This window comes from Halobacteriovorax sp. RZ-2 (assembly GCF_043196685.1).
In the GTDB taxonomy this organism is placed as follows: Bacteria; Bdellovibrionota; Bacteriovoracia; order Bacteriovoracales; family Bacteriovoracaceae; genus Halobacteriovorax_A.
Genome location: NZ_JBEBMR010000001.1, coordinates 882,972 through 905,914, shown reverse-complemented (window position 1 = coordinate 905,914; position 22,943 = coordinate 882,972). Strand labels below are relative to the sequence as shown.

Sequence of the window (22,943 nt, the reverse complement as noted above, 5' to 3'; positions counted from 1 at the left end):
TTTTATCTTGATAATGCTTTGATTAGTGTTGCAAGAACTGACTCTTGAAGCTTTGTAATTTGGCCGATATTTGCCATGATAATAAAAGGGCTTTTTAGAATATTTCCGCAAATTGTTAGCTCACCCTTATCTTCGTTATACTCGACTATTTGGAAAGCATTCACGAATTCTTCTTCAAAGTGTTTCATAAGCTTTGCTTCAAAATCTTTACCTTTGACAGGATTTGGCTTCTTGTCACCATCGATCGTGATGTGAACTAATGCTTTCTTGTCGCTATTTTTTGAAACGTCTTCAATATCATTATAAATAAGCTTTAACTTGTTAGCACCAAGGTTGATTTTAAAGATATGCCATAGCTCTTCAAAGAAAGCAGTTCTATCATTTGGCCATAAAGCTTTAAGGTGATCAACAACTTCAAAAAGTTCTTCTAAGAGAACGATATTATTTTGAAGGATCCAATTACTTGAGATCTTATTAAATACTTGTTCAAGCTTCTCATTTGACTCCGCTTCAAATTGTTCAGAGTTTTCAAAGAACGTACCGAGTTCATGAAGGGGAGTATATTTTGATTCTTTCTTTAGAAAGTTGTGGACGCTCTCTTCTTCTAATAATTCAGGAGAATAGAAAATACAGTCAAAGTTCTCTTCAGACACTTCTGATACATCAGCAATTTTGCTCTTAGTCGTGCTGTTTAGATCTCTGATAATAATTTGATTCTGATTTTTAATAAAACCAATCTGGCGTTGCATTATGTCCCCTCTGTGTGTCCTATTGCAAAATATTATCGAATTAGTCGAGCATACGTCAATGCTGTATGCCCGCAGGAACAAGGTTTGTAGCTGTTTTTGGTTAAATAGGGGAATAAAAGAGCATAGTGCTGTGGATATTTGAACTCAATGTTATAATTAACATATGTTGTCATTAAAGTGGATGATTGGCCTTTGCCCGATCTTATTATTTTCAACAAATAGTATTGCTCAGGATGCTTGGCTTCTCGATGATTTCTATACTCAAGGGACTAAGGAAGTTGAGCAGAAAAAAGAGAAGGTACATTACAAGAAAGATTCGGCCTTATATCAAGTTGATATTAATGGGGATATCGTAAGAGAGTATATTGGGACATCAATTGTTGATGGAATACCAACTCTTCAGATCTATGACGTACAGAAGCGACTTATCTTTAGTTATAAATTTCCAATCTCAGGATTTAACTCTCATCTCTATCGAATCAAAAAAAGAAAGATTGCTGATAATAAGACAGCAACACTCTTTTATCAATTCAACGGCAGCACTAATTATATCAATACTTATGGCTCATCTAATTTATGGGGAATTGTTGTTGAAGATGGTCAGCTAGATAATATTAAAATTCATAATTTTGGCCAAATCTGGCAAGAGAATAAAGATAATTATGGCCTTTATAAACGAGCACATCTCGTAAACTTCATGGATGTTAACAAAGATGGACAACTGGATGTCGTTATCTCTAGTGGTTCAGTCTATAAAGCTTACTCCCATATTAATGGGAGTAAGTGGTCTCAAACATATAAAAAATAAAATTGAAATCTTTGGAATGATTCTTATGAAGCTTTCTTAACTTCATCAGATTCTTTAGAGCTTCTCTTATCTGATAGGTGAGTTACATTAGAGTGATCAGTTGACTCTTCACGTTTTAAACTATTTGCGTAAGAGTCTTTATTCGCTCTAAAGAATGTATAGGCACTAACAGCAATAGGAAGAAGAATAAAGAAAAGGTAGAGTAGACTTTCTGAAGCATTACTTTCTGTATAGCTTTCTACTTTTAAAAGTTCTGGGCTATGGACTCTTTCAGTCTTTGCTGTCGAAGGCTTCCTTGTTGGAGAAAAATCGTAACCCTTAGCTTTTGAAGGTTCAACTTCTTTATATTCTTCAATTGAAGAAGAGTATGTATCTTCTACCGCTGGCTTTCTTGCAAAAGAAAATTGTGACGATAAATACATTAATGAAATTGCGATTACTAACTTACCCATTATTTTCTCCATCCTAGAAGTGGCGATGGCCACCTTAGTATTTTACCACCATTTTAAAGGCAGTTTGAGATGGTAATCTTTGACCATCAGCTAATCTTACTTATCGGCTGATTTTCATAGGTACTTAAAATTGCGCTAAAAAAAAGAATGAACAGACTAAAATTCAGGGATTTATAACCGATGAATATATATAGGAATCGATGAAAAGTAGAGATGGGGAGTCGGGTATTCGTACCTGAATAGAAAATGAAAAAGTATATGAACGCCGTTAGGCTCGATCCTGACAAAATTGAAAAAGACTTTCTTGAATTTTGTAAGACATTCGTACTTCGCTTAATTGCTTCTATTTTCTTATTTAAGAAGAGAAAGGGCGAGGTTCTTGCTGGGGCGACAACGTTCTTTACCATCTTAAGTTTTGGCCCGGCCATCATGATCTTAATTTCTATTATTGGTGCTTACTTAGGTGATAGTGATACGGCCAAAGAACATATTATCTCTATGATCTTCTCTAATTTTCCACAAATCGATACGTCTGTTTTAAATGCAATTAAGCATTTGGTTGAAGAGCAGGTGAAGGGCTCATTTGTCGATTGGCACCAACTAGGACTCTGGTTCTTTGCCTGTCTAGGAATTAGCACCTCATTTATTTTTGGAATTAACACTCTTTCAAAAGTCGATATCGACGGTGGGATGATTCAAGACGATCTTAGGTCTGCTATTTTTGGCATCGTTTTAGCTCTCTTTTTTCTAGTGGTGTCTTTTCTTATGGAAAAGAATGTCATCGTTGGCCTATTATCAAATATAACCAATCATTCTAATGAACTCTATTACCTTATCGAATTACTTTTACTACCTTTTACCATCACAACCTTTGCTCTTGTCTATAAGGTTTCAGCGCAAATCAAGGTAAGTTATAAAGATGCTCTTTGTGGAGCATGTGTCTTCGTTATGTGCTTCTTCATTGGGAAGTCGACTTATTGGGTTTATCTTAAGTATTTTAAAGATGATTTAGTTAGTGATTACGGAAGTTTTTATAACCTACTCGTGGCGATGATTTGGGTTTATTATATTATATGTTCCTTTTATTTAGGGGCCTGTTATACGTATGTTCCGAAGATAAAGATTTTCAACGGAAAGAAAAGAGGTAAGCGTTGATTAAAGAAGATGTCATCCTATTGATGTGCCATGAGATATGTGAAGACTTACATATTGATAAGGTACTTCGTAAGAACTTCTTTGCTTATTTCTACTCATGGTCTTTTAGTTCATATAATCAAGTAGAAAAACTTATTAGCGATATCGATAATGATCAATCATTTTTTAATCGTTGGAAGAGTTCATTTAAGTATATGAATGCTAAGTTTAGCTATGAAGAAAAGAAGCAGGTCTTCTTTCGTCTATTTGATATCTTTAGCACTAAGATAAGAAATAAGAAGGCACCTCATATTTTACGTGAAGCCTATGAACATCTAGAGATCGAAGAGTCTGATCTTGAATATATTAGAGATAGCTTTTATCGCACTCAATATTTTAATCAAGCGGGCCTAAGAGATTATTCTAATGCGCTTTTGTTTTCATTAATGATCTCATATTCAAATGACGGTATTCTCGATCAAGCCGAGTTTGAAAGCTTAAGAAAGATCTTACGTCACATTAGCGGACATATGCCGAAGGTTCCGATCCATTCATTTGATATAAAAAATGTCTTGGCCGTAAACGCTTACTCAAAGGAAGAAATTCTAAAAATGAGAAGTGAGGTTGTGGAGGCCGTGAAATCTGATGGAGAGGTAAATAAGAAAGAAATTGCAGCTGTGAAATCAGTTGTTAAGAAGATGCACCTTGGAGAGTTTCATGATGACAGCTGGGAAGTTGTTTCACCATTTATCTCTCTCATTGTCCTACTTGCAGATCACGAGTTAACGGAAAAAGAAGAGAAGTGGTTCTTTGAACACTACGATGAAAATTTTATTGTTAATAATATTGAGCAAGTCTTTTGGTTATTCAGTGTCTTAATTCAAGTCCCAACTGTCTTTAAGAAGAATCGTTCATTCATTCGTAAAGTGTGGCATGATCAAAAGCCGCTCTATGATATGGCCAATATGTTATTTTTAACATTTGCCAAACACTTTCTAAGGTTAGATGAGAATAGGTTAACAACATTTGCGGACTTTATTAAATCTGGACGAAAAAAAGAGATCGTTGAAGGTATTGATGAGATCTTATCTGGAAAAGTTGTTGAGGAGGAGATTCTTCTGATCATCAACCTCGTTCTAAACGATCGCTATGATCTTGAAAAAATAAATGGTTTCTTAAATAAGAACTATATTGAAAGAGTTTTTAAAGGGATAAAGAAGGAGGACTCAAAGCTAAAATACTTGGCCATTTGTCATATCCTTTTTGCCGATGAAACTATTGACGGAAATGAGTATAAGGCATTGTGGGAAGCGTTTGCTTCATCTCGTCTAAACCCACAAATGCTTCAATCTGTTATTTATGATTATTCAATCTGTAAAATGAAAGTCTATAAAATGGATGATTACCATGAGTATCTAAACTCAGGTAAGTTCTATCGAGCTATTTAAGATTCTTATTAAATAATCTCATCTTAAAATCAACTCCCATGATCTCCATTGGTTTTAGATCAATCCAGATATTATCTCCCGATAGTGGCTCACTTGAAAAGATCAGGTGATTGACGAATCCTGTTTGTGTTGGCGCCTCACACTCTGGAGAGAAGCTACTACAAGTATCGCGATCGAGACATTTATTCTTGTAAGTTGAATAAAAGAGCTTTTTACCGCCATTAAAGGCCAGCATTAGGTTCCCATTTGTTAGGATAAATGAAATAAAATTATCTGTTGGTGGTGCTTTGGGATCAAAGTTGAGATCTCCAATAATTTCAATGAGCTCATTAATCGCACTGTTGATAATATTTGTGACAAATTCGATATCAATTTCTTCTTCACTTAAATTGATCTCTTTTGAGATCTTTGAAAGGAGAAAGTAGAAGAGAACTTCACTGTCAGTTGTTCCTAGAATAAATTTCTGAAAATATTCAGGGATATGCTCTAGGATCTTATCACGACATTCATCAAAGTTTTTAATATTTCCATTGTGTGCAAAAGTCCAATGGCCATACTGAAATGGGTGAGTGTTTAGGATATTTGTTTCCCCAACCGTCGCTTTACGGATATGCCCAAGGACAGTTTGCGATGAGACAACACCTGATACTTTTTTAAAGATCTTATCCTCAAGGGCTGCACAAGTCGATTTAATGATATGGGGAGAGTTTCTCACATAATAGGCAACACCCCAACCATGTGGGTGCTCTCGGCTTTGAACCTCAAGGGCATTGTCTGCTTGAACAAGGCTTTGGTGAACTTGACTTAATATAACTGATCTAAATCCAAATAATCGACACATAGAAAATATTCCTTCTATGTGTCTGATCGGTTTTATCTAATAAAATTTAAAGTTGAACGAACATTTCTTTTGATAGACTCAATTTTTTCCTCTTCAGAGAAGTTGCAAACCTTTTCTTTCATGAGTTTTATAAAAGAAGACTGGGCAACAAGAGAAATAATAATGATATTATGCATGATATTTCTGGCGGCCCAAATAAGCTTCTCTTCATCACCAGTGTAATCAATTTCTTTCTGAATGAGCTCCATTAAAACATGCGTCCCAGGAGGGCCCATTGGTTCCTCAAGACACGTTGGAGGCATAATTGCTTCATCGAGCGGTAGTGTATTCATAAGAAAGAGTTTCATGGAATTAAAGAAGGTATTACTTTCATCCATGAAGTACTTGTAGATTTCAATGGCCAGGTCTTCTGTTGAAGTAATCTTACCTTTAATCTCGTCTAACTTTTCACGCATACGTAAAACATTTTCATTTAATACTTCTGCATAAAGCCCGGCCTTCGACTTAAAGTGGTAATTGATGGCCGAAACATTCGCATCTGCTTCCTTGGCGATGTCACGAATTGAGGTATTATCATAACCGCGGTCGGCAAATAGCCGACTCGCAGTTGCTAATATTAAATCTCTTGTTGTTTTGCTCATTATGCTTCTACCTCTTTCGTTTCCACGATCTCAGTAGGTGCTTCATCTTCATTATTTGAAGCACTAGCAGCATCTCTTTTAAAGATTTTATTTGCAATCTTATCTGTGAACTCAACGAAATCCTCGATAATCGCATAGGCACAAGGAATAAAGATCAGAGTCATTATTGTCCCTGATGTAAGGCCCCAGGCCATCGACATTGTCATTGGAACAAGCATGGCATCTGATCCACCAATTCCGTAAGCAGTAGGTAGAAGTCCTGATACTGTTGTAAGAGATGTTACAAGTACGGCTCTTAGCCTTAGTCCTGAAGCTTTTACAAGGATCTCATTTAAACTAAGTTTCCCTTCTGCTCTAAGCTCATCAATGAAGCTGATAAGGACAATACCAGAGTTTACGATGATACCAGCTAGACCAATAATCCCAATTAGGGCAAGGAAGCTGATCGGACGTGAACGATCTGGATAACCACTTAGAATCGGTGTTGCAAAGGCAATTGAGAAACCGATGAACCCAAGAGGAATTGTCATCATAATAATCATTGGACGTAGAAAACTCTTAAATAGGAATACGAGAATTGCAAAGATTGCAATAACCGCTAGGACCCCTGCTTGTGCTAGTGATTCAAGAGACTCTTTCGTACTCTCTGCGGCCCCACCAAAACGAAGTGAAACACCTGGGTACTTAGAAGATACCTTGTCAAAGATTTGCTTAAGCTTAAAGTTGGCCATGGCAGATGTAGCGTTAATATTATCAACAGAACCAATTAATGTTTTAGACCTTTTGAAGTCATAACGTTTTACATTTGGTGTCCCATTTTCTTTACGAATCTTAGCAAGTGACTTCAATGGAATAAGGTTTCCACGATTATCCATGACTTGAATATTAAGGATATCATTTGGCTTTCCTCTTAGTGCTTTCTTAAAACGCACTTCTAGGTCAACGTCCTTATTATCTAGTGTCACTGTACTTGCAATACTACCTGCAATAGCTGCCCTAATGGCCGTACCAATTTGTGATGCTGAAACACCTAATTGATCTGCACGAACGTAGTCGATATCAACGTAAACTTCTTCGTCTCCATAAACATCGTCTGTCTTAAGATCGAGAATACCATCGATCTTTCCAAGCTCTGCTGAAATCTCTCCGATAATAGCATCAAGCTGATCAAAGCTATTTGCTCTAAAAGTACCTTGAATATCTTCACCAACAGGCGGGCCGTTAACTTGAGATTCGAATGTTAACGACTTAAGCTCTGGGATTTTAATCTCACGTAGCTTCTTAAGCATTTGCGTTTCAGCAATATTAAACTTAGCGTAATCGTTTACGTAAATGAATAGAAGGCCAACGTTATTACCTTCTTTGTCTTTAGGGTCAGAGAAACCAATGGCGGCCTTTCCGGCAAATCCTACGATATGCTTAGCTTGGTCTCCAATCTTTTCTTTGATCTTGCGACTTACTTCAAGCATATACTCTTCTGTCATCTCAACTGGTGTTCCTCTCTTTGCTTCAAAACGAGAAAGATAGATTTCTGTTTGGTCAGCTGGGAAGAGGATGAACTTATTACCAACGGCCATGAAAACAAGAGAACCAATGATAATACTTGTGAAGAAAAATGCAGAGATATAACGATGTCTAATCGCAACTCTCATAAGAGATTCAAACTTCGTTTGAAATTTTGTAAACCAATCGGCCTTCTTCTCTGCTCCAGTTTTCTTCGCTGAACCTGAGTACTTTGCAAGTCTCATTGGTAATAGGAAGAATGATTCAACTAGAGAAAGAATAAGGGACATTGTCACAATAATAGGAATGGCCATGATGAATTGCCCCATGATTCCTTTTGTTACAAGCATCGGAATAAAGGCCGCAATTGTCGTCATTGCCGTACCAGTAATTGGAAGCCACAGAGACTTAACACTTGAAAGGGCAGCTTCTTTTGCACTATATCCTTCTTCATTCATTAGACGTGTGAAGTTCTCACTGATAACAACACTATTATCAACAAGCATACCTAGCGCAATTACAAGAGCTAGAACAGTCATGGCATTCAGTGTAAGTCCATAGTCTGGCATGAAACCAAGTGTTCCAAATACTGCAAGTGGTAGCGACATACTAGCAAGTAGTCCAATACGTCCTGGTAGGAAGATGAATAAGAAGAAAATAACAAGAAGTAGTCCTGATACAGCGTTTGAAGCTAGGACTTCTAGTTTGTTAACAACTTTAAGTTCTTCGTTATTGTAGACGTAGAATTTATACTCTGGATAACGTTTTTCAAACTTCTCCATGTGAGCTTTAATCTCTTCAACCATGGCAATAGTGTCTTCACCTGATTTTTTAGAGATCGTAATGAGTGTTGCTTCTTCACCATTATATGATGTGATGACTTTCTTCTCTTCTTTCCCATCAATTACTTGAGCAACGTCTTCTAGGAAGATATTAGCTCCTGAAAAGTTTGAACGGATTAGAATATTCTTAAGTTCTTGAACATCTCTAACTTTCGCTTCAATACGAACAAGCTTTTGATCATCAACAGTTTTTAAAGTTCCACCAGGAACGTTTACATTTCTAAGGCGTAGCTTATTTAATACCTCGTCAATACCAATATGCTGTCTTTCAAGTTTTTGTAAATCGAGAATAATCTCAAACTTTCTCTTAGCAAAACCATCAAGAGTAACACCTTTTACGGCCTTAATGTCTTCAATATCTTCTTTTAAGATATCTGCAACTTCATCTCTTTCACGAATCGTATTAGGGCCAACTAGTGCAATTTGATATACTGGAATTTCATCCGAGTTAATCTCTTGGAAAAGTGGAGCATCTTGAAGGTCTTGTGGAAGATCTGATACTCGGTCAACTGCTTTTTGAAGATCACTCATAACATCATCAACACTGTCGACATTATCCATATCGACACGAATGATAATTTTTGAAAGCCCTGCTTGTGAAGTTGACTTAACATCTTTCACACCTGAAACAGTTCTAATTTCATCTTCTATTGGCTTGGTAATTTTAATCTCGATATCATTTGCCGAAGCACCGTCGTATACAGTTGTTACAACAGCTGTTGCAAATGAAACGGTAGGGTATGACTCAGACGTCATTTTATTAAGTCCCATTAATCCATAGATTAAAAGGAAAAACGTTACAACAATTGTAAACTTATGATTCTCTATAAAGAATTTCGATAATTGATTCATAGTTTCGCTCTTCTATTTAACTTACACGGTGTTTGGTTAAAAACTGTGAAGTAATTAATAATAGTTTCTATTACTTGATACTTTGTGCTGATTTCATCAAGATTTGAGTTTAGAAGCTGGTTCTCATCAATAAGTAGGTCTTGTGACGTCACACGTGCTTGTTTAAATTTTCTCTTTGAATCTTTTAAAGTATCTCTTAAATGAACTTCGTTTCTCTTTTGTGCTCTAATAACATTTTGTAGAGTTAGAACTGATCTAAGAGTTTGGGCATGGAAGGCATCAAGCTTACCTTTTACTTCTTGAGCTTGTGCAAGATTTTGACGTTTGATGATCTGGTCTTGGATCTCTCTAGTCTTATCTTTTTCTCCACCAATCGGCATTGTCCATTGAATACCAACTGAGAAGCGATTGTCTCCATTATCAGTCAGCTCTTGGAAGCTGTTTGAATAGCTATACTCTTTTCCAACAACTTCGAATTGAGTTGTTAGTTTTAGATCCGACTTATCATAGTTATTATTAACTTTTTGAGAAAGCTCTAAGTCTTTTTGAAGAAGTCCTAATACTTCATCATATTCTGTGTACTCAAGTGGTAGTGATGATGAGTGTTGTGCAATTGTTTGTGTGCATCCCATTACATCATCAACTGTACGATCGAGGTTATACGCTGCTAGTTGAACAGTTTTTCCACCAAGCTTTTGTGGGAACAGAGACTTTAGTGTTTTTAAAAGCTCATTTCTTTCAAATTCTAAAAGATAAAGCTGCCCATTTCTGGCCTCTACTTGAGAGCTAATACGTGAAAGATCACCCTTGTCTGCAATATTGCTGCGGTAACGCTTTCTTGTATCTTTTTGTAGCTCCTTTGTTGTTTTTAAAAGGGCCTTGGCAATCTTAGTCGATTCATTATTAGCAACGATCTTCCAATATAGCTTTCTTACTTCTTGAACAAAGGCATGAGAAGAAATAGTTCTTTGTCTCTTAGCAATTTCTTCTTGCACCATAAGGCTTGCATCCTGTGCTCTTGAAGTCGAACCAAGGAAGTCTTTGTAGATATCTAGAGCTAGAAAGGCCCCAGCAGAAGAAGTCGTTCCATCCTTAACGAAATTATTTGAGTACTGGTTTGAATTAACCATGACTCCGTAAGAAAGTCCGTATTTAGAATTCTTACTTAATTTCATTTGGAAGTCTGCTAGAGGGGAGGTTACAGGAATGAATTGTGCAAAAGATTTCTCTTTGGTTTCTTGGTAATTAGCTTGAGCATCTAATTTGAAACCAAAGTTTTCATCATACATTGCTCTTTCTTGCTTCTTAGCAAGCTCCTCTAAAGAGATTCTTAACTGGTTAAAGTTTTCTTCCTCGGCCCACTGAATGAGTTGATCTTCATTGAGCATGACGGGAAGGGAATTGGCCCAACTATACGAAGTGCCAGTGATTAGTACCATGAGGACAGAGAATTTAAGTCCGTGGCGTAAGTACTTGTTCATAATTAAATTACTCCCTTATATGTTCAAACGATTGTTTGATTCAAACGCTTGTTTGAAATTTACTACAGTTTGGTTTATGTGCCAAACATTTTTATGGCCGAACGGTTTCTCTTTATAAATGAACATTGTTGCCTATCGCCAAGATATAGTTTGAGAGTGAGATATAATGGTATTTGAGAGTAAGCCGTGACCGGAGGTCGAGCTGAATTATCCACAAAGAGCACTTGAAACTTTTAAGAAATACTCACAATTAAATGAGTTTAGAGAGTTGTATCTTGCTCTCTACAATCGTCTTCAGAAAAGGGCAAATCCTGTTGAAAGGGCACAACTATCTCATGAACTAGTTGATCAATTTACTAATGAAGCTAAGTCAGATCCTACTGCTGAATCCATGATTTCATGTCGCAAAGGGTGTTCGGCCTGCTGCCATACTCAGGTGTCGGTAAATCAAGACGAGGCGGAGCTTTTGGCAACTCGTATCTTAGAAGATGGAATAAGGATTGATATCGATTCATTGGCAACACAATTTGCTGCTGGTAATGACTCTGCTGCATGGTTTGCAATTCCATATGAACAAAGAGGCTGTGTCTTCTTAGATGATAAGGGTGCATGTCGAGTTTATTCTGACCGTCCAAGTGTTTGTCGTTCAAATTATGTTGTAAGTGATGCTAGACATTGTGATACGTCAAATGGTGAGTACAAGACCATTAGAATATTAAAAACAAGTAAGGCCGACTTTGTGACAATGGCCGCCTTTAATCTAAGCTCTAAGGGTGGGGCATTACCTTTAATGCTTGTCGAGTCTCTAAATAAATTAGGGGAACAAAAATTATCTAAATCAATGAAGAAGAACTTCAAAAAGAATAGCTTTAAAAGGCTAAAAGAGCTTTTCATTAGTAGTGCGATGTAATAAAAATACTTCATGCACTGTCCATTATGTCATAGTAACTCAATTCATCTGTATGCCAATACTTTAGGTAGTGACTACTTTGAATGTAAGAACTGCTCTTATGTTTTTAAGGATCGCACTAAATTACTTTCAAGTGATATTGAAAAATCTCGCTATGATACTCATGAGAATAATAGTGAAGATCAGGGATACGTTGATTTCTTAAATCGACTTATTTTACCGTTGAGTGAAAGACTATCTGAAAATAGTTATGGCCTAGATTTTGGTTGTGGCCCAGGGCCTACAATTTCTAAAGAAATGAAGAAGCGTGGTCATCATGTTGAAGACTACGATATTTATTACGCCAACAAACCTGAGTTATTAGAAAAGCAGTACGACTTTGTTACTTCAACAGAAGTTTGGGAACATTTCTACGAACCAGCAAAAGATATTAAGAAGTGCTGGGATCTCGTGAAACCTGGTGGACACCTCGGAGTGATGACTTACTTTATCCCTGAAGATAAAGAGAAGTTTTCAAACTGGTGGTATCTGCGTGATGAGACTCATGTAGGTTTTTACAACGAAGCAGTCTTTAGCTATATTGCTAAGGAACTAGGGGCGAGCTTAGAGATCTTGAGTCGCCAAGTTGTTATTTTAAAAAAGGATTTATCATGAAAATTTACGGAATTAAAAATTGTGATACTGTAAAAAAAGCTCTTAAGTACCTTGAAGCAAAAGGTGCAACTTATGAGTTCATTGATTATAAGAAAACACCTCCAACAAAAGATGATCTAAAGAGATGGGATGAGGCGTTTGGTGAGCTTCCTGCAAATAAGCGCGGTCCAACTTTTAGAAAGATTAAAGAAGAATTTGAAGGTGCTACAAAAGCAAAACAAATTTCTCTTTTAATTGAAAACTCATCTGCAATCAAAAGACCTATTCTTGAAAAAGGTAAGAAAACTCTTAGAGGATTCACACAAGAAGAGTGGGATCAGTTATTCTAATTTATGCTTAAAGATTTAAAAGATACAAATTCATATCGCATAAAGTGTATGGGCTGCTCTAGGCCCAAAACACTTTGTGTATGCAGCCTAATTAAGACTTCTCAAATTCGTTCAAAGATTGTGATTCTGATTCATCCAATGGAAGCGAAGAAAGAGAAACTCGGAACAGGTCGAATTACTCATACTGGATTAGCAAATAGTGAATTAATCATGGGAATTGATTTTACTAATGATAAGAAGGTAAATGATCTTTTAAATGATGAAAGATACTATCCAATGGTTCTTTACCCAGGTGAAGACGCACTTAATATTTCTGCTCCTTCAAGTGACGAAGTGGAATTACTAAAGAATAAAGTCCCTTTGATTTTTGTCATTGATGGAACTTGGCCGTGTGCTAAGAAGATGATGAAGTTATCGACAAATATTAACGAACTTCCTCGAATTTCATTTTCATCTGACAAGGAATCAGCGTTTCTCATTAAGCACCAACCTCATAAGCAGGCCCTTTCAACTGTTGAGTCTGTTCATGTGTTAATCAAAGAACTCGGGAAATATGGAGTTGAAGATCTCGATGGCAATGAAGATTCGATGATTGATGCGTTTAAGGCCATGGTTCAAAAACAAATCGATATCGCCTCAGATCCCAATGTTCCGACATATCGTGGACGAAAAATGGATAAGCAGAGAGTCGCTCTGGTAAGAGAGAAGAAAAACCGCTCTTTTATTCTCAAATAACCCATTTTTTTGGCATCAATAGATATAGCTAAGTGTTTAATATTAAAGAGAATGCACTTAAGTTCCGGCTTTTTTAGGAACTCTTAAGGCCCTATAATAAAATATAAATTATTAAAGAGGGATTCTTATGAGAAGCTTAAACGTACTCAATAAATTATTAACGGCGACCATCATCTTCACGATGATCAACCTCAATATTGCCATCAATATCGAGCAAGCGCGTTTTAATATCACAGGCCAGCAGGCCATGGCACAAAGTACACTTCCTAAAGAAGATCGTTCGATGTCAGGGGATGGCTCATTCAAGTTAAAGAATGCTCAAGAATCTGATAGCGATAGTATGGCCCGTAAGCGTCAGCAAAATAGTGGGACCTACACTAAGGAAGAAGGTGGAGGGGGACTACTTGGAATCTTCAGTAATCAACTTTTTGCACCTCTTATTATGCTTACAATTGCTTTCTTAGTTGCAAAGATCTGGCTTTTCTTTAAACCAAGTAAGCCTTATGACGTATATGCAGCAGCTCTAGGTGCAGGTATCTTATTACTAAATGAAGTGATGAGTGCCTTTAAGCAAAACGAGTCACTTAAAGATCGTAAGGATCGAATTGAATATGAAGGTCTTGATGAAGACGGGCAAATTGATGTTTCTCAAAAGCAGATGCTTGAAGAAGAAAAAGCTGCTCTAGAAGAAATTAAAGGAACGGCCGAAGATAAGTCAAAATATCAAAAGGCAGCTGCCGCGGCATTTGCTGTAGCTTCTGGGATCGCATTTGTTCAAGGCAATGGCGAGCAAATTCAGGCACAAGCATGTGCTGCGGCCGTAAACGCTAGAGCGAAAACAATTATGGCCCTAGAAGGTGGTGCAGCCGCGTGTTTCAATTCAACGGCGGCAGGTGCTAAAGCTCCAATGGTAGCATGTGAGGCTACTGCAGTAACAACCGAAAGTATTGAGGCTTTAAAATTACAGCCAGGAGAATCAGCTACTCAATATACTCTCTTAACGGAGCTGATTACGACGAAAGAATCAAGTAAACAAACATGTACTTTAGGTGGAGATACTTACGCCGCTACTCAAATAAAAGAGTGTGAAGCTAAGATTAAGGCTACTGCTAAAGCAGCCGCTGCAACAGGGCCTGGCGCCGCAGCTGCTGCAGCACTTCTTGTTAAGTTAAAAGCTGCCTATGCAACAATTCAAACAGCTAATGGAGCACTTGTTGGTACGAAGGCAACTCTTGAGTCTGCATGTTTAATGCATACAAAAGAAACAGTAAAAAATTCAGGTCAATCGAAAGGGATTGATAAGGTATCAGAAATAAAACCAAGTACTAAAGCTGGTTTCTATGCATCTATTCTTAAACTGCTTATTAATAAAGCTCACGCTGGTTATGGAAGCCTTATAGGCGCCCTTGGTGGATTGATTGCTGCTTATAAACTACCTGTTGGAACAGCAATGGATACGTTTATGCTTTCAAGTATGAAAAGAGGAACTCTATGGCTTGCAATGAGTGGGACTTCTTTAGCTTCATCGAAAGCAATGGATAAGGAAGCAGATGCGATTCAAAAAAATATCGATAAGATTGATGCAATTTTAGCGAAGTTTAGATCTGCTGATTCTGTAACAAGTGCCCAAGCAAAAACAATGCAGAAGAAGACGACAATGTTAAGTGCTTATACGCCTCAACAAATTGGTGAGAAGTTTGAGTGTATTGGTGGCCTTCCTAAGATTGCGACAAATAATGGTTCTAAAGCGTGTCCAAATGCGAAGAAGTATATTGTAAGTGGAACTGATAAATTAAACGCTGCTGGATTTAAGATGCCAGATAGTTTAGTGGGATCACTTGTTAATGCAGCTAATGGTATTCAAGATACAACTTCTGTTTCACCAACAACGCAAGAGGCATTCGATGCTCTTGGTTCATCTGCTAATGCTCTTAATAAGAAAGCAAATGCTGTTATGAAGAAAACACTTGAGCGCGCACAAAAGGCAAATAAGAAGAAACCTGTAGCTAAGAGTTTACTTGCTTCATTTGGTAGGAAGTTTGGAAACTTAAACAAGAGAGCTGGTGGTTCAAGTGGACTTATGTCAGCTCTGCCATATCTTTCTCAACCAAATCAAGGTTCAAGCTTTGATGAGAATGAAGATGAAGAGGAATTACAAGATGGCCTAGCTGTTGATGCTAAAGGTGGAGAAGGTCTTGATGCATCTGGTGCTAAGAATGGTGGATTTAAGTTTGACTTTGGTGAGAGTGGTGCTGATCAATACGCGCTTCAAAAGAATTCAGAATTTGCAGCAAATGCAGATGCTGTTGCAGCAATGGATGAAGAAGGCGAAGGTGAGATTATTGAAGATTCAAATGTTGATATTTGGAAAGCAATCTCTGTTCGTTATAAGAAAACAGCATACGATAGATTATTAAAACGAATTGAATAAGGATTTTAAAAAGGTCGACTACAGGTCGATCTTTTTGATTCGCTTATCTATACCAAGATTCTTCTTACGATATTCTTCACCGAATCTCTTTGGACAATCAACTTCCTGATAAGAAAATAATTTTGTATCTTTGAAAAAGTAGTGTGGTTTCTTACCTTGGTAAAACCATTGGGAGTGAGACCACGAGCTTACCTTGATCTCTGGCTCTTTGCTCTTTTGATTTATTGTCACGTCATCAACTCTGTAGATTGAACTTGGGGAACGGTTTGTCCCGGCATAGCGATTATCCACTTCCTTCACACATGTATCCACATCATATGCTACGTGATAGCTAGGTGAGCACGAGGCCAGGAAGGAAATTGAAAGTAGCGCTAGAGTGATTCGTTTCATGTCCTACTTATCGTCAGCTCATGAAAATTCCTTTAACTGTCAAAGTTTTATTTAAGTAAATTAAATAGTTTAGACGATTAAATTAATTTAAATATCTTAAAAATAGACCTAAGGCTAAATAAAATGCGAAGTGAAAACCAAGGGATAGAAGGTAGCCACGATAGAAATAAGAAATGAGGTAAGCAAAGAGCAGTCCTCCTGCAATTGATGGCAGGATGAAGTAAAGGGCATTCATTCCAAAAATATAAAATAGAGGAAAGTGAATGATAGCGAAAAAAATCCCAAAGTATTTCACACTATCTCTTCGGTTATAAATTTTCAGATAGTGTTCAATTAAAATATTAATTAGTAGCTGTTGAAAGATAATATCCGCAGACTTCGAAATAAAAACATTCCAATTAAAAAGTGGAAAGAGAATTTCTGAATTAATAATTTCAAATTTCTTAATCAATGAAATAGGAAATAAGTAATTAATTGAAACGGCCATTGCTAAAAAGGTGATACACACAGCTAAGTAAGACCTTATATGCTCTTTAGATATTTTTATTGAACTTGTGATGTAATTAAAGATCAGAGCACTGGCAATGAAGAAAGCTGATGTCGGGGCCCAGCCTGAATTATAATCAATTCCATAAGGCTTAAACACAAGGTTTATAATACCCATGATAAGCATCCAGAAGCTGCCCACGATAATTGTAAATTTAAGAGATTGTTGTTTCATAGAAAGTCGTTGAGAAAATGGCGCACTCGTCAGGATTCGAACCTGAGACCGTCCGCTTAGAAGGCGGATGCTCTATCCAGCTGAGCTACGAGTGCGTACTTGGACTTTGTGTTCAGTTAAAATAATGGCACACGCCACATTTGTCAATATAAGATGTAAAAATGTTGAAGAGATGGTAAAGTTTATAGAAAGTTTACACAGTGGAATTCTATGTCAGATAACGTACTAAAAGCTAAAATTATTCGCTCGCACCAACGCGACTTCGATTGCCTCATCGACGAAACTAAGGAAGTAGTCAAGGCTACGGCGCTTGGGAATCTTCTTAAGAAGGGGGAAACTCTGGTCGTTGGCGATAATGTTTATTTAGATACGATAGCTGAAACAGGGGAATTTATCATCAAGGAGGCCATGCCTCGCCACAATGAAATCTTTCGAATTCTAGTGAGAACTTCAAAACGCAAGGTAACGGCCGCTAATTGTGACTACCTTGTGATCCTCTCATCAGCTGCAAGGCCTAGGTTTAAGCGTGGGATTATTGATCGCTTTCTTGTGCGTGCCTTCCAGTGGGGAGTGGAACCCATTGTTGTTTTCAATAAAATGGATCAATACGATCCTGATGAATTTGATATTCAATACGAAGTTCTACGCCTTAAAGAGCTAGGGGTTAAGTATTTTGAGATCTGCGCTCTGGATAAAGATTACGAGACTCAATACCTAAAGGGTGGAATGAGTGAGTTCAGAGAGGCCCTTAAGGGGAAGACAGCTCTTTTCGTTGGCCAGTCTGGGGTAGGAAAGTCGCAAACGATTTCATGTCTCTCAGAGGGAGAAGTCGAGCTTAAGACGAAGCAGGTTGGAAAAGTAGGTAAAGGTTCACATACGACAACTTGGTCAGAAATTGTCGATCTTGGTGACTTCTATCTTATTGATTCTCCAGGAATTCGTTCGTTCTCTCTTGATGATATTGATCCAGACGACTTGTTGGAGCTTTTTCCTGATCTTGAAGAGATTGCTCGCCACTGCCAATTTTCAAATTGTAACCACGAGCCAGAGAACCGAGGTTGTGCCTTCTATTCTGAGGAATACGATCCAGAGACTGAAGAGGGGCTCATGGTTCACTCAAGGCTTGAAAGCTATCAGCTTATTCACTCTGAAATTTCTTCGACGCCATTTTGGCAGAAAAAGAAGAAATACCGCTAAGTGTTCAATTTTATTTAGTTTTTAACATTTGGACCTTCTTGCCTAGCGCGAGATTTATCTCTTATTTACCTCATGATTTCTGCTCTTTTGACGATAAGTCAGACAGCTAAAATATCTGTAATAAGGGGTAATAATGTCTGATAACAAAGTAATTAACTTCCAAGCAAAGAGAGAAGAGAATATCGAGAAGAAGCGTAGAAGCTTTGAGCGTATTTGCTTTAATAACTTTATGGGAGCTTACTCGGTAATTGAGTCAGATGGATATTCTTATGCAATCAATATGGTTGATATCTCTCACGATGGACTATCATTTAATGTTCCGTGGACAGATAAGACAGATGCAAAGCTTAAGGAAGGGGATGAGCTAAAGCTTAAATTCTACTTCACAAAAGGATCATATATCCCTGTTATCGTTAATATTCGTCACAGTGCACTAGTTGAAGGTGCCGACGGTGTCACTTATATGCAATATGGTTGTGAGTTCGATAAGTCGATGCACTCATTCAAGGCCATGGAGCAATTTATCAACTTCATTTATACATTCTCTGAGTACTCAGTAGTGGATAATGGAGAGATGAAATCTCTTTTTATTTAATGGTATCTAATTGTCATTAAGCCTTTAAGCTTATAAGATCGGGCCATGAAAATCGCGATTTTAGGTAGTGATAAGCAGGCCCTTGCCGCTTATCGTTTTTTTGAAGACTTAGGTGTCCACGTTAAGATTATTGGTCAAATTCCAAGTGAATCCCTTGAGGGATTTCGAGAAATTGCCCATCGTAATGTGGAGGTAATTCGTGTTCATAAACGCTTCCTTGCACCATCTTCTGTTTTAGAAAATCGCTCTCGCGTGGCCGATACTTTTCGTGTTGTGTTTAAGGTAGATGCAACACCTGAAATTGAGCGCCAAAAACTAGAGAACCCTGAGATCTTTGAAAAGCTTGGTAAGGATGTTCTTGATTCCCTTAAGAATTCAATTGAGTCTTTTGAGGACTTTGACTTCATTTGCTATTCAAACGAATTAACGATGGCAAACCCAATGGGTGCCGCTCAAGTTCATGCTTTAAATGAACTTGCTCTTGCTGATGATGAAAGAATCACTTATCACAGTGAGCACGAAGCATCTCTTTCTGCTATTAAGGCCGCGAGAAACCTGTGCTTAGTAGGAACAGGAGTTGAAAACCTTAAGCTTCTAAGTTTAATAAAAGAAGACTATCTTGAAGATCTAACTAAGACCCTACAGATTATCACTTCTGAAGAAGTTCCATTTGGAAACCTAACTTCAGCACAAGTTAAAGAATATAAAGATGAAATTTCTCAATTTAGTGACCTTTTAGCGAAGGATCGCCAGCAATTTGACGATGAGAAAAGAGAATTCGAAGAAAAGATTATGCAGTGGAGAGCTCTTGAGCCACATATTAAGGCAAAGACTCCGACGCCTGCTGAGCCGAAGCCAAGGCTTATGATTTATAACAGCGCTGTTGTTTCATCTGTCGATAAGCTCTTAGATCGTAAAGGTTTATTTGTAACGATCGAGGGAAGTGATCTACTGGGTGGTGCTGAACAGCTTAAAACTCTTGCCTGCGACCGTATTTGCGTCGATCAAGGCGTGAGTGTTGAGTCTAGTAAGGTAAAAGGTCTAACGAGTGATGAAGAGGGATTCTATTCTCTTCATGAGATGGCGTTAGAAGAAATTAAAGAAAATATGTTAAAATATTTTTCTAAGCAATAATTGAAAACTAGGTTTTATATTGAGACTACTTTATATCGTATTCATATTAGCACTTCTTTCTTGTACGACGGCCGTTGATCGCGAGTACAAAAGAGTGCAAACAGATGAGTACTACCGCGATTCTGGTGCCGCTGTTTATATGCTTCCAATTCTTCCTGAGTGGAGAAATTTCTCAGGTGAAGGGCAGTGTAAACGCACAAGTGACATGAGGTATTTGAATATTTTAAACCTTATGGATAGCTTCTCAATTGATCACCAAAGTGCTTCTCAAATTCAATTTGCTTTTAATCGCTTGTACTTAGAGCGTGCTCAAAATATGGAGAGAAGTCCAACTTTAAAAGAAGTTGAGCAAATCTTCTTTAGTGCTAACGACTTTGTTACCGCCACTGGTGGTTATTTAAAACAACCAAAGTTTTCGCAAGTTAATATCATTTGGTTTGATAGCTACCGCGATAATATGGCCCAACTGAAGAAACTCATGTCTTCACAATCAATGCTAGAAGGAAGGCCTGTATTTGTTTCTCTATGTCTTAAAGACAATGAAGTAAAAGCTGCGCTTAAAGAGGCCAGTGTTAATTTTGAAGGTGCTTACTTTGTCGACTATCGCTATTTAACTTATTATACACCTAAAGGAGAGTTGTCTTCAGAAGAGAATTTCTACTTAGATCAATATCTAAGCTCAGGTGTAAAAAGACGTCGTGTCTATTCTCATAAAAAACGCCCAGACTTTATAAAGGGACGCTTTAAATATATCAATTATTAAGGAGTAATTATGTTCGGTTTTGGAACTAAGAAAGATGCCCACAAAGAGGATCTAGATCGCCTATACGCAAACTTTGAAACAAATATGGGGAATTTCAAAGTAGAACTTTATGCAAAAGAATGTCCAGAAACAGTATGGAATTTTGCCAACCTTATTGAAGGTAGACAAAAGACTCCAGCGAAAGAAGGGCCATACTACGATGGTTTAATTTTTCACAGAGTTATTGCTGGTTTTGTTATTCAAGGTGGATGCCCTGATGGAACAGGAATGGGTGGACCAGGTTATAAATTTGAAGATGAGTGTCGTCCAGATCTTCGTCACGACGGTGCAGGGATTCTTTCAATGGCAAATGCTGGGCCAGGAACAAATGGATCTCAATTCTTTATCACTCTTGGTGCAACACCACACTTAGATGGACGCCACACTGTTTTTGGTAAAGTTATTGAAGGTATGGATGTTGTTGAGAAGATCGGTGAAGTTCGCACTGGAATGCACGATCGTCCAATGCACGACATCGTTATGGAAAAAGTGACGATTGAAAGATAATTCGAAAGATAAGAAATAATCTAAAGTGGACCTTAGTTAAGGTCCACTCTTTCAACCATGAGTTGAATATACTTATTTCCATTGAAGTAGTTTAGAGCAAGCGTGAAGAAAACATCCATTTCAACACTTGGATCATTTTGGCGCTCAAAGATTTCATTTGGTGTAAGCGCTCCCCACTTAGACATATAGTTAAAACTAATCCCTTTCAGATTAATTTTCTGATTTGTCATCGAAGTAAAATTCCATCTTACGTGAACATCTTTTAAAAGATCAAAGCTCTTAAGTTTTGCACCTTTTAATTTAAAGATAGGCTTCGCATTACCCATTCCAAAAGGTTCAAGAGCATCAAGTCCTCTAAGAAGATTTGGATCAATTTCATCTGGTGTGATTTCAAGATCATAGAAATCTTGCACAGTTCTTTCAATTAATGGAATGGCCTGAAGCTTTTCATTCATTGAGGCCTTGAATGTCTCAAGGTTTTCAACTGGCATTGAAAGACCGGCCGCAGCCTTGTGGCCACCAAACTTTAAGAAAAGTTCACGGTGCTCATCTAGGAGTTTATAAATATCAAGCTCGCCTGCAGATCTAGCAGATGCCTTAATTACACCTTCGTCCTCAGCGTCACTAAATACGATGGCCGGAACTTTAAAAGTTTCAACAAGTTTTGAAGCGACAATACCAATTACACCCTCATGAAAGTGTGGAGCATAGACAATAGCAATATCTAACTCACCATCTCTTTTAAGTTCATCAATGACTTGTTCTTTGGCCTCTTCAAAAACTTCTCTTTGAATGGCCTTGCGTTCAGTATTACAGTTAACAAGCTGGTGGTAGTATTCACGAGCTTCGTTATAATCTTTAGAGATGAGAAGTTTTAGTGCCACCTCAGGGTGGTCAAGTCGACCTTTTGAGTTAATTAGTGGCCCAACATTAAAAGATAATTTCTCACTTGGAATAATATCTTTTCCACGATCTGTAGGGTCAAAGAAGGCCTTAATCCCTTCATATTGGGTATTCTTAATCAGTCTCATTCCATGACGAACGAGTTTTAAGTTCATAGGACTAAGTGGTGCAAGGTCACAAATTGTACCAATGGCGACATATTGAAGGAGATCGTAAACAGATGGAATCTCTTGTCCACGCGCTAATAATTTCTTTCTAATTTCCACACAAATAGCAAAGGCAACTCCAACACCTGCAAGAGGTTTCATTTCAGAGTCAACAGGCTCATCGCGACGAGAAGGGTTAACTACGGCAACCGCTTCTGGCATCGTCTCACGTCCATCCTTATGGTGGTCTGTGATAATAAGCTTTAGGCCTTTCTCTTTTGCATAAGCTGCAGCTTCAACATTTGAAATACCACAGTCAACTGTAATCATTAGATCAATGCCTTCTTCAATAGCACGATCAATTGAACAATTGTGAAGGCCATATCCTTCGACAAAGCGAGAAGGTTGAATAAGATCAACTTCTAAATTTAGCTTTTGAAAGAATTGGTAGAAGAGAGCACAAGACGTCGTTCCATCTACATCGTAGTCTCCATAGATAGCGATCTTTTCATTATTATCGATGGCCTTGATGATTTCATCTGCGGCAATATCAATATCGATGAGCTCACCAAAATTTGGCAATGCTTTTAGATCCCAAGAAAGAAACTCTTGGATTTCTTCAACGCCCATTCCTCTTTTGTGAAAGAGTCTTTGAACGACTGGATGTAAATTAAAATTCTGAGTTGCGTGTGTTGTGTTCTCCATTAGAGAACGATATCACGTTGGAACTTGATCGAG

22 protein-coding genes and 1 tRNA gene are annotated in these 22,943 nt (G+C 37.6%); 13 read left to right on the top strand and 10 right to left on the bottom strand.

The window, feature by feature from the left end:
* Window positions 1-2 precede the first annotated feature (2 nt).
* On the bottom strand, window positions 3-749 hold the full coding sequence (locus ABMA78_RS04285; protein WP_392857382.1) for a hypothetical protein: 747 nt from the start codon (window positions 747-749) through the stop codon (window positions 3-5).
* 163 nt (window positions 750-912) lie between these two features.
* Between ABMA78_RS04285 and ABMA78_RS04280 the strand changes: the two genes are divergently transcribed.
* On the top strand, window positions 913-1,557 hold the full coding sequence (locus ABMA78_RS04280; RefSeq protein ID WP_392857381.1) for a hypothetical protein: 645 nt from the start codon (window positions 913-915) through the stop codon (window positions 1,555-1,557).
* Between the two features lie 23 nt (window positions 1,558-1,580).
* Here the strand turns inward: ABMA78_RS04280 and ABMA78_RS04275 are convergent, their stop codons facing one another.
* On the bottom strand, window positions 1,581-2,009 hold the full coding sequence (locus tag ABMA78_RS04275; protein WP_392857379.1) for a hypothetical protein: 429 nt from the start codon (window positions 2,007-2,009) through the stop codon (window positions 1,581-1,583).
* Between the two features lie 246 nt (window positions 2,010-2,255).
* Here ABMA78_RS04275 and ABMA78_RS04270 point away from each other — a divergent pair, with 246 nt between their 5' ends.
* Window positions 2,256-3,164, top strand: a complete 909-nt coding sequence (locus ABMA78_RS04270) for a YihY/virulence factor BrkB family protein (RefSeq protein ID WP_392857376.1) — start codon at window positions 2,256-2,258, stop codon at window positions 3,162-3,164.
* Window positions 3,161-4,591 carry a hypothetical protein gene (locus ABMA78_RS04265; RefSeq protein ID WP_392857374.1) on the top strand — a complete coding sequence of 477 codons (1,431 nt, stop codon included), beginning with the start codon at window positions 3,161-3,163 and terminating at the stop codon, window positions 4,589-4,591. Before ABMA78_RS04270 ends, ABMA78_RS04265 begins: the two co-directional genes overlap by 4 nt.
* Here the strand turns inward: ABMA78_RS04265 and ABMA78_RS04260 are convergent.
* Genes ABMA78_RS04260 through ABMA78_RS04245 form a run of 4 tightly spaced genes read right to left on the bottom strand, consistent with a single transcriptional unit; the run spans window position 4,584 to window position 10,751 of the window.
* Window positions 4,584-5,432 carry a class II glutamine amidotransferase gene (locus tag ABMA78_RS04260; RefSeq protein WP_392857371.1) on the bottom strand — a complete coding sequence of 283 codons (849 nt, stop codon included), beginning with the start codon at window positions 5,430-5,432 and terminating at the stop codon, window positions 4,584-4,586. The two genes, ABMA78_RS04265 and ABMA78_RS04260, sit on opposite strands and share 8 nt — an antisense overlap.
* Before the next feature lie 32 nt (window positions 5,433-5,464).
* Window positions 5,465-6,073, bottom strand: a complete 609-nt coding sequence (locus ABMA78_RS04255; RefSeq protein WP_392857369.1) for a TetR/AcrR family transcriptional regulator — start codon at window positions 6,071-6,073, stop codon at window positions 5,465-5,467.
* A complete protein-coding gene (locus tag ABMA78_RS04250) occupies window positions 6,073-9,270 on the bottom strand; it encodes an efflux RND transporter permease subunit (RefSeq protein ID WP_392857367.1) in 3,198 nt (1,065 codons plus the stop codon). Before ABMA78_RS04250 ends, ABMA78_RS04255 begins: the two co-directional genes overlap by 1 nt.
* Complete coding sequence (locus ABMA78_RS04245; protein ID WP_392857364.1) at window positions 9,267-10,751, bottom strand: TolC family protein; 1,485 nt, start codon at window positions 10,749-10,751, stop codon at window positions 9,267-9,269. The genes ABMA78_RS04250 and ABMA78_RS04245 overlap by 4 nt, the downstream gene beginning before the upstream one ends.
* A gap of 268 nt (window positions 10,752-11,019) precedes the next feature.
* On the opposite strand from ABMA78_RS04245, the gene ABMA78_RS04240 reads away from it, so the two are divergent.
* The 5 genes from ABMA78_RS04240 (at window position 11,020) to ABMA78_RS04220 (ending at window position 15,810) form a co-directional block, all read left to right on the top strand.
* Window positions 11,020-11,661, top strand: a complete 642-nt coding sequence (locus ABMA78_RS04240; RefSeq protein WP_392857362.1) for a YkgJ family cysteine cluster protein — start codon at window positions 11,020-11,022, stop codon at window positions 11,659-11,661.
* 12 nt (window positions 11,662-11,673) lie between these two features.
* Complete coding sequence (locus ABMA78_RS04235; protein ID WP_392857360.1) at window positions 11,674-12,315, top strand: class I SAM-dependent methyltransferase; 642 nt, start codon at window positions 11,674-11,676, stop codon at window positions 12,313-12,315.
* Window positions 12,312-12,644, top strand: coding sequence for an arsenate reductase family protein (locus tag ABMA78_RS04230; RefSeq protein WP_392857359.1), 333 nt, complete (start codon window positions 12,312-12,314; stop codon window positions 12,642-12,644). The genes ABMA78_RS04235 and ABMA78_RS04230 overlap by 4 nt, the downstream gene beginning before the upstream one ends.
* Before the next feature lie 3 nt (window positions 12,645-12,647).
* Window positions 12,648-13,379 carry a tRNA-uridine aminocarboxypropyltransferase gene (locus ABMA78_RS04225; RefSeq protein WP_392857356.1) on the top strand — a complete coding sequence of 244 codons (732 nt, stop codon included), beginning with the start codon at window positions 12,648-12,650 and terminating at the stop codon, window positions 13,377-13,379.
* 127 nt (window positions 13,380-13,506) lie between these two features.
* Window positions 13,507-15,810: a hypothetical protein gene (locus tag ABMA78_RS04220; protein ID WP_392857353.1), complete on the top strand. Its 2,304-nt coding sequence runs from the start codon at window positions 13,507-13,509 to the stop codon at window positions 15,808-15,810.
* 18 nt (window positions 15,811-15,828) lie between these two features.
* Here the strand turns inward: ABMA78_RS04220 and ABMA78_RS04215 are convergent, their stop codons facing one another.
* The 3 genes from ABMA78_RS04215 to ABMA78_RS04205 all read right to left on the bottom strand — a co-directional run bounded on the left by ABMA78_RS04215 (window position 15,829) and on the right by ABMA78_RS04205 (window position 17,016).
* The gene (locus tag ABMA78_RS04215) at window positions 15,829-16,200 is read right to left on the bottom strand and encodes a hypothetical protein (protein ID WP_392857351.1); all 372 of its coding nucleotides are present in this window, start codon (window positions 16,198-16,200) and stop codon (window positions 15,829-15,831) included.
* Window positions 16,201-16,282: 82 nt separating this feature from the next.
* Window positions 16,283-16,921: a hypothetical protein gene (locus ABMA78_RS04210; RefSeq protein ID WP_392857349.1), complete on the bottom strand. Its 639-nt coding sequence runs from the start codon at window positions 16,919-16,921 to the stop codon at window positions 16,283-16,285.
* A gap of 18 nt (window positions 16,922-16,939) precedes the next feature.
* A tRNA-Arg gene (locus tag ABMA78_RS04205) sits at window positions 16,940-17,016 on the bottom strand.
* A gap of 115 nt (window positions 17,017-17,131) precedes the next feature.
* Here ABMA78_RS04205 and rsgA point away from each other — a divergent pair.
* The 5 genes from rsgA to ABMA78_RS04180 all read left to right on the top strand — a co-directional run bounded on the left by rsgA (window position 17,132) and on the right by ABMA78_RS04180 (window position 21,156).
* Entirely contained in the window at window positions 17,132-18,118 is a 987-nt protein-coding gene (gene rsgA, locus ABMA78_RS04200) for a ribosome small subunit-dependent GTPase A (RefSeq protein WP_392857346.1), read from the top strand.
* 133 nt (window positions 18,119-18,251) lie between these two features.
* Window positions 18,252-18,713 (top strand): PilZ domain-containing protein, encoded by a 462-nt coding sequence (locus ABMA78_RS04195; RefSeq protein ID WP_392857345.1) that lies wholly within the window; start codon window positions 18,252-18,254, stop codon window positions 18,711-18,713.
* 45 nt (window positions 18,714-18,758) lie between these two features.
* Window positions 18,759-19,847, top strand: a complete 1,089-nt coding sequence (locus tag ABMA78_RS04190; RefSeq protein ID WP_392857342.1) for a hypothetical protein — start codon at window positions 18,759-18,761, stop codon at window positions 19,845-19,847.
* A 19-nt stretch (window positions 19,848-19,866) separates the two neighbouring features.
* Window positions 19,867-20,610: a hypothetical protein gene (locus ABMA78_RS04185; protein WP_392857340.1), complete on the top strand. Its 744-nt coding sequence runs from the start codon at window positions 19,867-19,869 to the stop codon at window positions 20,608-20,610.
* A 9-nt stretch (window positions 20,611-20,619) separates the two neighbouring features.
* A complete protein-coding gene (locus tag ABMA78_RS04180) occupies window positions 20,620-21,156 on the top strand; it encodes a peptidylprolyl isomerase (RefSeq protein ID WP_392857338.1) in 537 nt (178 codons plus the stop codon).
* A gap of 32 nt (window positions 21,157-21,188) precedes the next feature.
* Here the strand turns inward: ABMA78_RS04180 and recJ are convergent, their stop codons facing one another.
* On the bottom strand, window positions 21,189-22,910 hold the full coding sequence (gene recJ, locus ABMA78_RS04175; protein WP_392857336.1) for a single-stranded-DNA-specific exonuclease RecJ: 1,722 nt from the start codon (window positions 22,908-22,910) through the stop codon (window positions 21,189-21,191).
* Window positions 22,911-22,943 lie beyond the last annotated feature (33 nt).

Coding starts and splice junctions, on each gene's coding strand:
- ABMA78_RS04255 (WP_392857369.1), bottom strand. CDS start 6,073: ATGAGCAAAACAACAAGAGATTTAATATTAGCAACTGCGAGTCGGCTA.
- rsgA (WP_392857346.1), top strand. CDS start 17,132: ATGTCAGATAACGTACTAAAAGCTAAAATTATTCGCTCGCACCAACGC.
- ABMA78_RS04195 (WP_392857345.1), top strand. CDS start 18,252: ATGTCTGATAACAAAGTAATTAACTTCCAAGCAAAGAGAGAAGAGAAT.
- ABMA78_RS04210 (WP_392857349.1), bottom strand. CDS start 16,921: ATGAAACAACAATCTCTTAAATTTACAATTATCGTGGGCAGCTTCTGG.
- ABMA78_RS04220 (WP_392857353.1), top strand. CDS start 13,507: ATGAGAAGCTTAAACGTACTCAATAAATTATTAACGGCGACCATCATC.
- ABMA78_RS04215 (WP_392857351.1), bottom strand. CDS start 16,200: ATGAAACGAATCACTCTAGCGCTACTTTCAATTTCCTTCCTGGCCTCG.
- ABMA78_RS04275 (WP_392857379.1), bottom strand. CDS start 2,009: ATGGGTAAGTTAGTAATCGCAATTTCATTAATGTATTTATCGTCACAA.
- ABMA78_RS04190 (WP_392857342.1), top strand. CDS start 18,759: ATGAAAATCGCGATTTTAGGTAGTGATAAGCAGGCCCTTGCCGCTTAT.
- ABMA78_RS04260 (WP_392857371.1), bottom strand. CDS start 5,432: ATGTGTCGATTATTTGGATTTAGATCAGTTATATTAAGTCAAGTTCAC.
- ABMA78_RS04245 (WP_392857364.1), bottom strand. CDS start 10,751: ATGAACAAGTACTTACGCCACGGACTTAAATTCTCTGTCCTCATGGTA.
- ABMA78_RS04235 (WP_392857360.1), top strand. CDS start 11,674: ATGCACTGTCCATTATGTCATAGTAACTCAATTCATCTGTATGCCAAT.
- ABMA78_RS04225 (WP_392857356.1), top strand. CDS start 12,648: ATGCTTAAAGATTTAAAAGATACAAATTCATATCGCATAAAGTGTATG.
- ABMA78_RS04280 (WP_392857381.1), top strand. CDS start 913: ATGTTGTCATTAAAGTGGATGATTGGCCTTTGCCCGATCTTATTATTT.
- ABMA78_RS04230 (WP_392857359.1), top strand. CDS start 12,312: ATGAAAATTTACGGAATTAAAAATTGTGATACTGTAAAAAAAGCTCTT.
- recJ (WP_392857336.1), bottom strand. CDS start 22,910: ATGGAGAACACAACACACGCAACTCAGAATTTTAATTTACATCCAGTC.
- ABMA78_RS04270 (WP_392857376.1), top strand. CDS start 2,256: ATGAAAAAGTATATGAACGCCGTTAGGCTCGATCCTGACAAAATTGAA.
- ABMA78_RS04180 (WP_392857338.1), top strand. CDS start 20,620: ATGTTCGGTTTTGGAACTAAGAAAGATGCCCACAAAGAGGATCTAGAT.
- ABMA78_RS04285 (WP_392857382.1), bottom strand. CDS start 749: ATGCAACGCCAGATTGGTTTTATTAAAAATCAGAATCAAATTATTATC.
- ABMA78_RS04250 (WP_392857367.1), bottom strand. CDS start 9,270: ATGAATCAATTATCGAAATTCTTTATAGAGAATCATAAGTTTACAATT.